We start from the raw sequence: 14,215 nt of genomic DNA on the forward strand, positions 1-14,215 counted from the left end.
GATATGAATCATCGCGAGTTTTGTAGACACTAATCAGCCGCTCTTCTGAATTAATTAGAGAGTTTGAGTTGAGGAAAATCAGCATACCAATCCGCAAACCCTTTTTGATCTTGTGCATCTTTAAGTAGCACTCTTGGAGTCATCCAACTCCTAATGTTTTTCTTAGGTATTTCATGCCAGTTGAGATTGAATGAACACATGCCTTTACCATCAAAAAACTCAAGCTCGCTATAAGGTAAATGATCATGAATCCAATAAGCTAAAGAGCGCCAGTCCGCACCGTCTGCATACTTATCCATAAACCATGGAATTACCACACAAGCAGTAGCGCCAATTTTTCCATTTTCATCTGGCTTATCCCATATGTGATGTGCAAAGTTGGACTCATTACTAGCACAGTTATGTCCTTTTTCATTACCGAATGAATTAACTGCTAATGACCTATAAGCTGACCTCACTGCAATCCGGCCAAATGTCGCGTTGAGGGGCTCTAATAACTCTTCACAAAGACGCTTTCCTGCCTCAACTGCTAATTCTGGATTCTCTGGAAAATTAGGGACGCCATATACATTCGAGATTTCGCTATAGAGAAAATCACGCATAAAGAAGTGTTTTGACAATCGAACACGTCCAAATTTATCCAGTGCTTCATACGAAGTTATTGCACGCATAGTTAATTCCCTCTTATTTACTGCTTGATGTTCTAAAAATCTAAATCAGCTAACCATCTTTGAACTGCCATCACCATTGCCAATTTATCAAGTTCGCAATATTGCATTAAATATGCTTAAGTCGCCACTAGCTTACTATACGACTCTAGGAGTCCCATTTGCCTCTTATTTTGGTGTTATTTTTCCTGCTATATTTTTTACACTATCGAAAGTGGAGCTAATCGTATTTCCAACGGCTTTAGCACTACTTAAGGATGAGTCCCCAACTTTGCTGGCAACGCTTTTAGCACCTTTTAAGGTCGAATCAACAGCACCCTTGAACATACCCCAGGATCCATTGACTATCCGCGCACCATTTTCTTTAACAATATCTCCAACTATAGCGATAGCTGAAATCGTCGCGCTTCTTCGAACAAAGCTTCTAGACGGCGTACTTAACGCTTCACAATACTGCTTGGTAATCGAGCCAACACGCAGAGTTAAAAAAGCATTTGCAGTACCGTTGGCAATGCTACTCATAATTAATGACATTCCTGGTATAGATGAAGTAACGCTAGATGCAAACAATGGAGCTACTATCTCTGAAAAATCAATTTCTTCAATCGATTCGGCAAACAAAACATTAACCCCTACATTGGAATATAAATATAGCATCTGCCTTGGTGAAGGGCGTTGCTGATATACACAAGCTATTCGCCATACCATTCTTGCTTGTGTGAAAAGTGTAATCAGTCCATCTAGGCGGCCATTTTGCATAATTGATGTACTGACAAAAACTGCGGTTGCCGTCTCGCGAACGACTTTATCAGACTCTTTAGAGAGTTTTTCAAGAGCAGATTCAATAGCCTCTTCTGACTCTAGCGAAACTCCATTTAACCGAGAGTTACGCGATAATCGCTGACGCAATTGAACTAGATATTTGTCAAACTCAGGCCCTGAGCTTTCTGATGGAGGAATAAGAGCTTTAGGTAGCTTAAAGTAGAGGTAAAAAGGCGATATAGCTGTGACAATAAATACTGAAAGCAAACCCCAAAAAATGGGTTGCCCTGCCCCTAGGTAAATGCGATCGGCAGCATCAGCAATTTGTATGATATTTCCGACTAATACAATACAAATATAGAGCAGAGCGAAGACTGATAGTGTCGCAATGATACGGAACATAGATTTATTCATTTTGTTTTATTATTTCTGTCAATCTTAACTGGACTGCATCCCATTGACTAGACACATTTAAGCCATACATTTTTTATTTGTTAGATAAGACCATTCAAACACTCCAGAGAAATGACCAAGGAGTGTCTAAAACACTAGTGGGAATTAATCTCAAATTCCCTCTGAGCCTTACAAAAGCTCGTTCTAAACCGTGCCACTGACCCTTTAAACTAAGCTAAGTATAGTTCTAACTTATCAGCATTACTGATCGCTTTGTTTAATTAATAAAGCGCAACCTAAGTAAGAAAAGGAAATTAAGTATGAGTAAAAGTTCAAACAGCGGCAAAACTACAGGCTCAGGTAGCAGAGCAACACCACCAGGTTCAGGCGGGTGGCCTAGTACTGTTCCACATGTACCCTCTGGTGGTAATCGTTATGTTGCACCACCCAAAAGCAAATAACTAGATATTTGGAGAAGATTTTATACCTTCTCCAATGATCTGCTTACTGTGATATTCAAACCAATACGGATAACGATTTTCAAACCATGTTTCTATAGTTTTAAATCCAAACGGCATGTCTGGCCAAGGTCTAAAGGCTTCTTTTAATTGCTCTGTTGTAGCTGTATTAGCCAATTTTTGAATTTTCTGTGCTTGATACCCAATAAAATTTAAATACTTTGCTGCGTAATGTAGTATCCAAATTTCATTTGCATCAGGGTCACTTAAAAAAGCCTCTAAGAAAGTCTTCAAAGTCTTTTCCGATGGCATATGACTTCCACTACTCCATCTATTCAATACCGAAACATCTAATGAGGGCATTCTTTTATCATTAAGAAGTGCACTAATTGTAGATATCCCAATTTGCTCTTTTAACCACCCAAAATATAATGAAGTAGGGTTTTTGTTGTCTGTCAGGTTAGTCGGTAATACATCTAAAACGAATGAGTTAGATCTGGACAATGAGTAGCCTGCTCGGGCATCAACCCCTGCGAGAAAACTAAGCATAAGCTCAAGGCCAATCAATCCTCTAAGTGGAGTTAGTACCTTCAAGCTGTTTCTATTGTTTAATATTTCAATTGCCTCGGGCCACAGTAATAACTGAATAATGGGGCTTTCCATCAATAAAGTTATAGCCTCAGCAGATCGCTGTTTACTGAGTAATTCACAAGGTTTATAAGTAGCCCTTTCTATTTTTATCCAAAATCTGAAGTGTTGTGGCCACTCATCCTCGGTTTTGTAATAACCTTTCATGAAACATTCCCATGCTCCAATTTCGTCGTAATATGCTTGAGCTTCCACGTCACCATTAATCGCAGCTATCAGTTCTTTTGGCAAGCCCGGTATCCGCAACACCATGTCATGAGCAAGTCGGAAGGCTGACGCTTCATCGGCTATGCTTCCCATACGCTTATAAAGAGACTCATGACCCTCTTCTTTCATCATGCCACTCATCGACAAATTGGATAACTTCAAAATATCGTCGATATCAAAAAGAAATAAAGAACTTAGCTTCAAAAGCTTTTTTCTGCCACCAATAGGATTGTAAAATTTAACGGTCATAATTTTTTGAATATTGCCTCTGCAGCTAGTTTGGCGAGTGTCTCTTGTTCTTTATAAAGCGGATCCAGACTGATCCCGTATATGCCATCAACATACATAGGGCCACCTACGTCATCATCATAGTCTGACCCATTTTCATGAATTGCGTAATGACGATCTTTAGTAAGATCCTTCCCAAGTAACTGAGATAAGTAGATCCAAGTCCAGCAGCGTACCAAGTCTTTACTATCAAAATCTTCTATCAACTCACGCATCGCCTCGATGTTTCCAGACTCTGCTGCGACTGTTAACCAGCGGTGTTGGTCTTTGTTACGTCCTAAGTTTTGCGCTATTTCCGCAATGCTCATCGGATCAGCTGCTACATTCCGATAATCGCCCTCAAAGAAAGTTGACTCATCAAACTGTTCTGCGAGATCTAATAGTGCCAAATCACAACCTAACGATGCGGCTTTTCGAAGATAGTTTTCATATCTGTTTCCGTTAGCTTGTTGCTCTTTATATTCAAGTGCCCAGGCTTTCTCAATACCACCTAACTGGCGACCAGCTTGCATTTGGTTGTACCAATAATCACTACCTACCTGATCATCGTCTGAAGAGTCCTCATAGTACAAGGCTAGACAATAAATTGCCCATGCATTTGTTTCAGCTGCAATGAGTTGATCTAAATCATCATCAACAAAGTGATCGTTCTCTCTAAGCTTGATTGCCAGCTCAGAAAATGTGAGCGTACCTAGCCCTTCTTCCTCAAGAGTTGCCACTAATTCTCCAGCTGGGAATGCTTGATATCCAAGCAAACTAGATCTTTGCAGAATCAAATCCTGATTAGCTTTAGTTGGATCGTCCAAATTAGTCAGTATGGCGACGCTTTTAAGTGAGGCGTAACTATTAAAGCCAAATGCTGCTGCAACCAACTCATAAACATGCGTAAGCTTGATAGGTGGGTTTGTGAGGTCTTTAAGTCTTTGGTGTAATGAATACACAGTGTTCTTGATTGTCATGATAAAACTACCTTTATAAATATGGACCCTGGGTAGCGCACACGTTTAATACCCCAGTGTCAATTTATAGGGTTAGTTTTACATCATTTAAATCTAGTATTTGAAGTGCCGATTTTTACTCATGTGCAGGTATGGCTGGCGCCGTACTTAGATAATAGCTCACGAAATTGTTATTTGTCTAGTAGATTGCAGACTCAATTGTTAGAAGGATTTGTTTGGCATGAATCGAACTTTGAAGAGATGAAATTCAACTTTTAGAGTAATCTATAAATTCTCTAAATTTTAGTAAGGCCGTCTAATGAGTTTAATTGGTAATATTCTGTGGTTTATTTTTGGCGGTGCAATAATGGGTTTAGGCTGGTGGTTAGCAGGCCTACTGGCTTACATCTCCATCATTTGCATACCTTGGGGTAAAGCTTGTTTTGTGATTGGTAAATTTGCATTTTTACCCTTTGGTAAAGAGGCTGTTAGTCGGAAACACATCAACAAAAAAGATGATATTGGAACAGGAACGTTAGGAGCCATTGGTAATGTCATTTGGTTTGTCTTTGCAGGCATCTGGCTTGCAATTGGTCATATGATTGCAGCGATTGCATGCTTTATTACAATAATCGGTATACCTTTTGGAATCCAACATCTAAAACTTGCTGGCATTGCGATTGCACCGATTGGTAAAACGATTGTTGAGAAATGAGCATTACGGTGAAAAGGTAATATCACTTTAATTAAAGCTTCTAAATTTCCACTATTAACCCTGGATTGAACTTTAAGTTTTCTTGAGTACCTTTATAAATATACCCTCGAGGGTTGCAAATTACCCTTGTGCCTTTTGCGATGTAATCAAAACTATCATGGGTGTGCCCATGTATCCAAAGCTTACTGTAACCAAGTAGTTCATCAAGATTGCTAGCAAAGCATGCGCTTAATATGTCGTTTTGATACCGCTCTGATACAGATTGCATAGATGGTAAGTGATGCGTAACAACCACTGTTTTAGAAATATCATCTACTGTGATGAGTTTCGCTCTTAGCCAGTCGCTACTCCTATTACATAAGACCATTGCATCGTTTGGCGTAAATGTATCATTCCCCTCAACAATCATTCGAAAATCATTAAGGCTATTCTTACCAACATTGATAGCCTTTTCTTGTAGGCTTGACCCAAACAACTCAAAATCTGTCCAAAGCGTAGTGCCTAAAAACCGGATATCGTTAATTATGACTTCGTCATTATCCAGAAAATATACTCCTGTATCTTCTGCAGCCGATCTAAGTAAGCTCAAGACAGCACTTCTGTCACTTCCATAAAATTCGTGATTCCCAGCAACATAGATAATTTCAGTATTTGGCCAAGTCTCTCTTGCCCAGTAGATGCCTTGGTCCTTTTTCCAAATATCCCCTGCAAGAATGATTAAATCCACTTCTTCGGAAGAGGGTGAAAAGCTTGCAAACTCTAGATGTAGGTCACTTAGAATAAGTATTTTCATGGTCGATTAATAAGCATTGAAAATGCTTAATGGTCTCTAAAGGCTAATTCACATTAACTATATTACCTTCTCGTTTGATAATAGAGGCTAATTTATAAAAAAGAAAAAGCCTCTATTAGAGGCTTTTAAGTGAAGAAAATGCGAGGAACCAATGGTACGCAGCTGCCTGACGGCGACCTCGCTGAGCTACGTTTCTCACGAAAAATCTACAGCCTATTTTTCGCTGTCCAGCTAGACATTAACCTCGAGGATTAGTGTGAGCCGACACTTGATAAGATTTTACCTAAATATTCAGCATTCTCAAAACTAAGGTCTCTATTTTAGCTTCGTTAACAAACCCTGATCAGCTAATACTGCCATTACTTTACCACGGGAAGAAGGTCCTCTTTCTCTAATTCAATTACTCCCTATTACTCTCCGTAGTTATTAACTCTGATGTCGTATCAATAACAAGACTGTGATCAAAACCATTTCTTGAATCTACATAATTACCGCGCGGATTACAGCTAACAATGGTACCAAATTTCACATATTGAATACGTTCGTGTATATGTCCGTGCAACCAAAAATCAACACCTGATCCATGTGCAGACCCGCAGCCTATCAAGTGATTGATATCTGATGCGTAAGCGGAAACGCGGTATAGTCCAGATTCGTCTCTTCTAACAGGTCTCCATAGCTTCTGATTCAGGTTTTCTTCTTTTATTAACTTGGCTTCCAATAGGGATTGATAACTTGGCGCATGATGGGTAACAACCACTGTTTTATATGGAGATTTTTTTGCCAGTTTGGCAGCCAGCCATTTCCGACTTCTTACATGCATGTCATAGGCACTAAGTGGTGTGAAATGCCCAGTGCTGCTTGAGGTATATCTACCTTTTAAAAAGTTGTAGTATCTTTTTGTATTGCGGTCTGACCACTAACGTTTAGCAGTGATCTTATTGTGGTCGTTCATGATTCCCATCGCGTGATACATCAACTCTTTGGGGGGATTTTGATTGTGCTCCAACGTTACTGGATGGTTCTCGCAATGTGCTTTTCCATAGTCTGTCCATAACGTGCACCCTAAAAACCTGACCGTCTCACCATTTAAAGTGAGGTCAATTTGTTTATTCTCCAAGAAGTGTACGTTGCTACCTTTCGCTGCCTTACGCATAGCTTTTAGGTTTTCGTAAATGTCACAGCCCCAGTGCTCATGATTACCCGCTACATAAATGACTGGCTTAGGAATTGCTTTAGCCCATTCTATCCCGTCAATGCCATTAGCTATATCTCCTGCGAGGATGAGCACATCTTCACCTTGATCTGCATAGGTGAATGGGTTTCGCTCCAAATGTAAGTCAGAGAGGATTCGAAGCTTCATTATTGAGCTTTAAAATATGTAATCATTAGAGGACTCAACATCCATTACATCGCCCTCCATTAGGCCAAGTAGCGACATGACTTCATCGGGCAATAAAATAATTGCGTCACCGCATCGATCAGTTTCGTTTTCCAAGTTTTACTTTTCATCGCGCCTCACTTGTGTAGCAGTAGACTCTAAATTACGCATAACTATCTGACATTATTCAGCTCTTTCATCAAGTCAGCCTGAACTCGGTTGGCGGTTTACCGCTATATTCGTCCATAAATTTCATTAATTTATCGGTTCTCTCATAAAGAACTTGTCGGCTGTCATCAACCCCAGGACCAGAAACAGGATGAATAGATCGCTCCGCAAGAATTGTGCGTAATTTAGTAGTCACCGTACCGAGTTTTGCGTTAACTTCTGTCGCAAAAATATATTTTTTATTAAATTCAAAAAACTGGCTTTTCTTGAGCCGATGTCCGCCACCACGCACTGTAGGAAGCCTTTCGGTTTCTATAAACCCATTTTTAACTAGCTTATAACCAACAGTCTGCTTGATTGATAACATCTTGCACAATTGCGGAATTGAGATCCAAGTGCCATAACCCTGCTGACTTTTCTCTCGCCATGTTTTAAGCTCATTTTCGTTATAAATAAGCCCACTAACTCCAACAGATCCATCTAAAACGGCAACTGGCTTAATTTCTTGCCGTTTACTTGCTTCGATCAATCCTACGATCTCCATCGTTTCCCATGGCCAATATCGCAACAGAAAATTAAGAGTAACGCAATCCTCGTCAGGAATACAAACTATTGGTAATCCATCGCTAAGATTTAATACGCTCTCAATGTCCGATCTTGGCACACGCCATGGCGTCAACGGAGAATGGTTATCTCTAGTCGCGTTCGGAAATAGAAATCGTAAAATAGCACGCATACGCTTTCTGGAGATTCCTAGCATTTTCCCTGCCTCTTCAATCGTAACACTGCCTGCAATCTTAGCCTTAGTACTCTCTAATTGAGCACCCATAACAGTTATGAATGATCGACCAGCTTCACTGATTTTTTCATGTCCTTCTATTAATCCATCCCTGACAAACCGTTTCAGCCTTCCCCTAGAAATACCCAATTCTTTGCATGCCAGATTGGCAGGAATCCATTCCGCATTTTTAAACCCCGCTTCAATAAGTCGTAAATTTCTTTTTGCTATACCTCCATAATATGAGGTTACATGCCAGAAGCTAAACTCATTTCTCAAAGGAGAAAATGCGTCTGCTGCCATTTCTTTATATATATAATCGATGCGTGAGCCAAAGATATTTTTAAGTGAAGTCCCTACGCTAGAAAATGCTTCCTTCTGCATCTGATTCAAAGTTTCAAAAAACTTTTGCGGCCAATTAGTCAGTATTTCTGAAGCGAATGAGCTAATTGACCAGGAAGAGCTCATAGCCCCTGCCTCCTTGATCTTCAAAGGCTTGTTACCAGCACCCGGTCGAAGACATGCTCCCAAAAATCTCACTAGTTGTTGTGTCTGGTCAAGATTAGTCTTTTCTAATGGAGCTGGTAAAGATTCGATGCTCATGTTATTTAATTTAGCAAGCATTACCCTAGCAAGATAAGCAACCGATTTTGTGCTGTGAGCAGGAATTTCCATTCTCAAATCTGCCCCGCATTGACATCTAACAACTCTTTCTCGTTGCCAAGATAATGGCTTGCCACAAGAACTACAGTGGTCAATCAGCCACACCTCATGCTCATGGCATGCATCATAGAAATACATCTCCCATCCAACTCTCCAATATGGGTCTTCGGCAAGACAAATTGGGCAAAACCTAGCGAATTTATGATTGAATATATTTTTTTTATAACTACTAAGCTCCGCGACAGTTTTAACATATTCATGTAATCCAGGATCTAGAGTCTGACTTGGCAAAAACCCATTTTGCTTCAACACATTGAAGTCATACACAATGCCCATGCTGGCAAGATCGGAGATCAACATGAAGTTTTCTGATGCCAATCTCAAAAGATAACCTTGTGGGCCTTCAGTTCTGTAGGGATGGGGATGTATAAGTAAAGATGGTTTATTATCCATTACTATCCCCTTTCTTCCGACCAACTAAACCTAATCGAATCGCCACAGGGGATCCTATTAAATTAGAGTAACCACTAGTTTCAAATGGCTCACCAGCTTTGATCAGCGGTCGAAGAATGGCGTCTGCATGGAATGGGTTCAGTCGATCAGGAGCTTTATCCCATACCTCGTTTCTAAAGCCACTGGCATAAGTAGGTAAATCCAGTACCTTGATACCGGCAAGATATGCAGCTGCTACTGCACCTTCCAGTACTTTACGAATGTAATCTAATCTACCGCCACTTGCGACTATGAAACGTCTCGCAAGGTTGGCTTCATGAAGGGGTGTTACCACCGGCAACGGCAATTTTTCCTGAAACGTTTTTAGCAGACCCCTAAACTCCCTGAAATCATCTTCATCCTCATATAAAAAAGGCGACAAAGCGATCCTTGAACTCAATCGTCGAGTCAACTGTGAATTAGTCTTTATTACCTCTTCAGCTTCTGGTAGACCAGCTACAATTAAACAAATAGAGGTTGAGTTCATCAAAGACTTAAGCCAGTCTGTGATTTCTCTGAACTTGTTTGTGTTTGCGGTAAAAAAACAATGATGGAATTCATCAAAAATTATTAACTCAACCTGACAACGTTCAATAAATTTTTTTATGCGTGCCGTCTTCTGCTCTCCTGAGTCCCGATGAGCCATAGGATCACCCATGGCAATCAAAATAGCTTCTCCTAGGCTGCGTAAAGATGGTTTACCAGGCGTGTTTACCACCAAGACAGGTATTCGTGTTACGCCATTCTCTGCAGAACGCGAAAATTGTTCCGCGTAGTACTTCACAATCGTACTTTTACCTACCCCAGTAAATCCTGATAAAACTAATCCCGTCGAGACCTGGTTAATCTGACTGTAATGATGCATCTCTGCAATGCGACAAATCGCTGAGTTGAAACGCCTATGCGGGAAGCAATGTGATTGAAGACTAAAACCAACATGTAAATTATCACTAGAATTTGAGGTATGTAGCCTGAGGATATCTAGGGGATTCATAAGTCACCCCCTTCATTCCTACGCATAGTCAAGTCATTAAAATTGGGCAAATCATCATCTAAACCTGAAGGTAAATCTGGTGGTGCTTGTATGATTATCTTCTTAGGTGATTTTGCGACAGTTAATGGATCCTCTGAATTTAAAACACTCTCACTGTCAACCTTAAGTAAATTTGCACTTTTCTTACGAGTCGCCATCTTTTTCGACTTCAGCGCCTCACTAATTTGTATTTGTATGGCTTCTTTAGCCTCATACAACTGGATTGCAGAGTATTGCTCACCATAAGTTTTGCGCGCATAGGCGCGTATTAATCGATGTGTCGAACGGTTCAGGCCTTTGGCATATTCGATATTTAATGCAGGCACCTGAATATATTCTTTAGCAAAATGATCATAAATGTGCACATACCCGATATCCTCTTCATAAAATTTGAGTTGAACTTTGATGTTTTCACCGGCGCGAAGGCGCATATCTTGCAAACGTCGCGAGTTGTAATGAATCCCATCAAGCTCTATGCCATAATGGAAAAGTGTTCTTGATGCTGGAATCCCAGTGATAACAGCTAATTGTTCTGGATATGCTGGTAATTCTATATTGCGCTCAGGTGCTGAAAGCTCCCAACGCCGCAATGGAACAGTCCCTAAGGTTCGCTGTCTAGTGACGTTATAAACATCTACAATCCATTTTGTCATCAGGTGCATCAATGTTTCCATGTCGATTGCAGCCATATCTTCTGATGGATAATCACCTCGTTCATCTATATTTGAAAATACAGTACCTGGTAGACGATGTATGAGACCTTTAGCAAGCGTTCTAAAAAATCTTTCAACAGAACCCTTATGCTCTGGTGTGGCAACTGGGCAATATAAGATTTGTACACCTATTTCCTGACAGACTTTTTCCAGGGCTTCAGAATGTAAGTCCATACCATTATCTAATGCAATAAGATCGGGTATTCCGTAACATGGCCAAGTACCTTTGATATCTGGAAAGCGCGCTAGCCATTCTTCTTTAGGAAGAATTGAGCGCCTCAAACACTGTAGAACAGAATAGCTCGAGGGTGCATTGAAGCTAATATAAAACCCTAAAACCATGCGACTATATCGATCAATTGCTAAGGTTAGCCACGTCCGGCCGGAAGGAATTTTGGTGTCTGGATCAATCACAAGCACATCCAAAGGTGTGTGGTCGATTTCAACTCTCTCTAAAACTGTTTCAACTTTAACCGTACCAAGCACCATCCTGTACTTGGCCCTAGCCGCCTCAGAACCAAGGCGTGATGCATCCACAATATCCTGATGCAACTGATTAATCCATCTGTAGATGGTTGCTCGCGCTGGTGCCCTTATCTGATCTTCCACCGGTCGTGCAGCATTTAAGCGACTTACTCTAAGGACAACGGCCTCATATACATCAGACTTTGGTAGTTTTTGTTTTCCTAAATATATTTCGGTAATGACATCTTCAAAAATAGAATATCGCTGCCCTCTGCTTTGAGTAGCAAGCCTTGCTGTTCTCGGTAATAAACTGTTAATAGTTTTCAGATTTCTATACCGCCTCCACCATCCATACACTGTAGTAGGCGCTGGTGGTTTAGGGTCTTTAAACCCTACTGCAACTTCTGATATCCGCTCCCTCCATTTTTTAATGTGGAACGGTGTTTTTTCTGGTTGGATTGCGTTTATGTATTGCTCTCTGTAGCGGGCAATTTCTTGCAAATGCTCCGGATAGGTGGCTAAATCCCTTGGTGTTGCAAGGTAAATGACGTCATTTAATGAACCTAGTGAAGTCTCATCAATACTCCATCTACCTGATGACCAGTGGGCAAGCACTTCAGAATCACCGTAATTCTGTAGCTCCCCGGTTTCAAGTTCAAACTGAATCTTACCGGTTGCTAACCTTCGAATGAGCTCCCGCCGTATCTGCCCTTCAAGGAACACTAACCCTTTTTTAAAACAAAACCTGAGCATGATCAGCCTCCATAGGATGAAATATTGGAGTACTGCCAATCAATTCCTGGTTTAAATCACAACTCACTTCTCCCAACGCAATCAACTTAAACAAAAGATGTTGACCAAAATGGCGAGCAAGAACCTCAAAAGTGACTGCACCGCAAGACAAGGTTTTCAATAACAGTGGTCGAGCTGATAAAACATGTTCATCCTCTCTACGATATCTACAAAGGTTTTTCAGGTTGGTGTGTAGAGGCTCACGTCTAATGATACTTTCTGAAACAATCCTGTATTCACGGTTTATTTCATAATAGTGAGCAGCCACTCTCTTTAATTTATCCCTTATATCAGGTAATTTTAATTGCTTCTCAGGCTTTACTTCCAAATGCGAAACTTGGTCGTCCATTCCTATAATTTCGAAATCAGGAAAATACCTTCGCATCTGGTCTCCGTCTGGATACATCACCAGCTCAGGCTGCTCTTGGTAACTCCTCACACCAGGTGAAAATTCAAATAAAAGAATTGCATCTCGCTCCAGCATAGACTCCCACTCCACCATTCTTTTAAGCTTCCATGAAGGAAAATAGCCTCTTGTCCTGCGCCCACTTCTCGTCACGACTTTACGTGCTAGCATCATTAATCCTCTCATGCGCATTGTGCAAAGCTTTTGGCTGAAAAAGTCCCTACACTTACGCGCATATTTAAATTTAATACTGAAAATTCAATTTTTAAGGCGAATAGTTGCCCAGTGGCTAGTTAATAACAGCCAAAAACTGAAGGTATTTTGTGGAGGCGGCTTGACGCTCTGAGATAAGAAGACGATACTTCGATTGTCGATGTTGGTAGCGTCAGCTATCTACTGTGAGGGGCAGGCCGCAAGGTTTGCCCTTTTTTACATGTTCATTCTCCTGTTATTAAAAAATTCTTAGTAACTTCAATTAATTAGATCTAAGTAAATTATTAACGTCTGAATTCAAGGCTATCTGCATTAAAAGTATCTGGTTCGGTGATAACTTCCCAAGTTGCTCATAGAGCTTATAAACCAATTCATATTCTTCGCATTTTGCTTTCAACGGAATTAGATAGCGTCTTTTCGAACGCCTCAATGAATCCATTAAGTTTTCTGTTTCCTCATCACTCAACTCATAGCGTTTGATCAATACCTGTATAAACTCAGATTGAGGCGTACCTTTATTGCCCGTTTCCAAAGCGCAAAGGTAGCTTTGCTCATATCCGAGTAAAGCCGCAGCTTCATTCTGGCGCAAATTACGCCTTTCCCTTAAGGTACGAATAAAGTGGGCGAATGGACTCATTTGGCACCAAAATATCAAATGCCAACTATATCTGACAAATCTGATTCATGCAAATTAAGTCATTGTTTTTAAATGGTTTTTGTAATACATTTACACGTACTAGTAACTTACAATTAGGCAAATTTCCAGTGTATTGCGTATTTTTTTGCGAGATTTACATTGAAATAATCGTTTTGGTGGATGTTTAAAACATGACAATATCTCCGCCTTGCGGAGATATTTTTGAATCAATTTATGATGCTACTGCCTGTACAACCATGGCATCCGCCAACAGCTGTTGCAGCTGATTGGATTCGGTGATGCGGGTTTTGAGTTGGTCGCATAGCGCCATGAGTGCATCGACTTTGGCTACGATACGGTGTTGTTCTACTTTAGGTGGTAGGGGCAATAATAAAGCTGCTATAGATTCAGAATTAAGTGTATTTCCTTTAATCGCACTTTTCGAATTACCTTCGTTTGCACGTGCTGGTAATATTTTAAAAAGATAATTTTTATCTATCGCAGGTGATGGATAAATTGAAATTATTGCTTCATTATGAAATGCAGGTGCATCAAGGATTGAAATCTTCCCTAATGTTAGCTTGAAGCTCATCAGGATTGTGCC

Annotated in this window: 16 protein-coding genes; 2 read left to right on the top strand and 14 right to left on the bottom strand. The window is 40.4% G+C overall.

Going from position 1 to position 14,215, the window contains the following annotated elements:
• Positions 1 to 50 precede the first annotated feature (50 nt).
• Both C3Y98_RS04340 and C3Y98_RS04345 read right to left on the bottom strand, forming a co-directional pair.
• Positions 51 to 671 carry a hypothetical protein gene (locus C3Y98_RS04340; protein WP_135276886.1) on the bottom strand — a complete coding sequence of 207 codons (621 nt, stop codon included), beginning with the start codon at positions 669 to 671 and terminating at the stop codon, positions 51 to 53.
• Positions 672 to 836: 165 nt separating this feature from the next.
• Positions 837 to 1,844, bottom strand: a complete 1,008-nt coding sequence (locus tag C3Y98_RS04345) for a DUF697 domain-containing protein (RefSeq protein ID WP_135276887.1) — start codon at positions 1,842 to 1,844, stop codon at positions 837 to 839.
• Between the two features lie 299 nt (positions 1,845 to 2,143).
• Here C3Y98_RS04345 and C3Y98_RS12750 point away from each other — a divergent pair, with 299 nt between their 5' ends.
• A complete protein-coding gene (locus C3Y98_RS12750; RefSeq protein WP_167759893.1) occupies positions 2,144 to 2,284 on the top strand; it encodes a hypothetical protein in 141 nt (46 codons plus the stop codon).
• Here C3Y98_RS12750 and C3Y98_RS04350 read toward each other — a convergent pair whose 3' ends face one another.
• The gene (locus C3Y98_RS04350) at positions 2,285 to 3,385 is read right to left on the bottom strand and encodes a hypothetical protein (RefSeq protein ID WP_135276888.1); all 1,101 of its coding nucleotides are present in this window, start codon (positions 3,383 to 3,385) and stop codon (positions 2,285 to 2,287) included. It lies immediately after the preceding gene.
• Complete coding sequence (locus tag C3Y98_RS04355) at positions 3,382 to 4,383, bottom strand: hypothetical protein (RefSeq protein WP_135276889.1); 1,002 nt, start codon at positions 4,381 to 4,383, stop codon at positions 3,382 to 3,384. The genes C3Y98_RS04350 and C3Y98_RS04355 overlap by 4 nt, the downstream gene beginning before the upstream one ends.
• Before the next feature lie 298 nt (positions 4,384 to 4,681).
• Here C3Y98_RS04355 and C3Y98_RS04360 point away from each other — a divergent pair, with 298 nt between their 5' ends.
• A complete protein-coding gene (locus tag C3Y98_RS04360) occupies positions 4,682 to 5,077 on the top strand; it encodes a YccF domain-containing protein (RefSeq protein WP_135276890.1) in 396 nt (131 codons plus the stop codon).
• Between the two features lie 40 nt (positions 5,078 to 5,117).
• On the opposite strand, the gene C3Y98_RS04365 is transcribed toward C3Y98_RS04360, so the two are convergent.
• From C3Y98_RS04365 to C3Y98_RS04405, 10 genes are all read right to left on the bottom strand, one after another.
• The gene (locus tag C3Y98_RS04365; protein ID WP_135276891.1) at positions 5,118 to 5,870 is read right to left on the bottom strand and encodes a metallophosphoesterase; all 753 of its coding nucleotides are present in this window, start codon (positions 5,868 to 5,870) and stop codon (positions 5,118 to 5,120) included.
• A 400-nt stretch (positions 5,871 to 6,270) separates the two neighbouring features.
• Complete coding sequence (locus C3Y98_RS04370; RefSeq protein WP_135276892.1) at positions 6,271 to 6,693, bottom strand: metallophosphoesterase family protein; 423 nt, start codon at positions 6,691 to 6,693, stop codon at positions 6,271 to 6,273.
• A 96-nt stretch (positions 6,694 to 6,789) separates the two neighbouring features.
• Positions 6,790 to 7,233 carry a metallophosphoesterase gene (locus C3Y98_RS04375; protein ID WP_135276893.1) on the bottom strand — a complete coding sequence of 148 codons (444 nt, stop codon included), beginning with the start codon at positions 7,231 to 7,233 and terminating at the stop codon, positions 6,790 to 6,792.
• A 9-nt stretch (positions 7,234 to 7,242) separates the two neighbouring features.
• On the bottom strand, positions 7,243 to 7,368 hold the full coding sequence (locus C3Y98_RS12885) for a hypothetical protein (protein ID WP_280818742.1): 126 nt from the start codon (positions 7,366 to 7,368) through the stop codon (positions 7,243 to 7,245).
• Positions 7,369 to 7,450: 82 nt separating this feature from the next.
• Positions 7,451 to 9,313 (bottom strand): TniQ family protein, encoded by a 1,863-nt coding sequence (locus C3Y98_RS04380; protein ID WP_135276894.1) that lies wholly within the window; start codon positions 9,311 to 9,313, stop codon positions 7,451 to 7,453.
• Positions 9,306 to 10,346: a TniB family NTP-binding protein gene (locus C3Y98_RS04385; RefSeq protein WP_135276895.1), complete on the bottom strand. Its 1,041-nt coding sequence runs from the start codon at positions 10,344 to 10,346 to the stop codon at positions 9,306 to 9,308. The genes C3Y98_RS04380 and C3Y98_RS04385 overlap by 8 nt, the downstream gene beginning before the upstream one ends.
• Entirely contained in the window at positions 10,343 to 12,355 is a 2,013-nt protein-coding gene (locus tag C3Y98_RS04390) for a Mu transposase C-terminal domain-containing protein (protein ID WP_167759894.1), read from the bottom strand. The genes C3Y98_RS04385 and C3Y98_RS04390 overlap by 4 nt, the downstream gene beginning before the upstream one ends.
• On the bottom strand, positions 12,297 to 12,935 hold the full coding sequence (locus tag C3Y98_RS04395; RefSeq protein WP_135276897.1) for a TnsA endonuclease N-terminal domain-containing protein: 639 nt from the start codon (positions 12,933 to 12,935) through the stop codon (positions 12,297 to 12,299). Before C3Y98_RS04395 ends, C3Y98_RS04390 begins: the two co-directional genes overlap by 59 nt.
• 301 nt (positions 12,936 to 13,236) lie before the next feature.
• On the bottom strand, positions 13,237 to 13,611 hold the full coding sequence (locus tag C3Y98_RS04400; RefSeq protein ID WP_135276898.1) for a helix-turn-helix domain-containing protein: 375 nt from the start codon (positions 13,609 to 13,611) through the stop codon (positions 13,237 to 13,239).
• Positions 13,612 to 13,843: 232 nt separating this feature from the next.
• The coding region (locus tag C3Y98_RS04405; protein ID WP_209308739.1) for a restriction endonuclease subunit S at positions 13,844 to 14,215 on the bottom strand (372 nt) is incomplete at its 5' end.

The organism is Methylotenera oryzisoli, assembly GCF_004661485.1.
In the GTDB taxonomy this organism is placed as follows: Bacteria; Pseudomonadota; Gammaproteobacteria; order Burkholderiales; family Methylophilaceae; genus Methylotenera; species Methylotenera oryzisoli.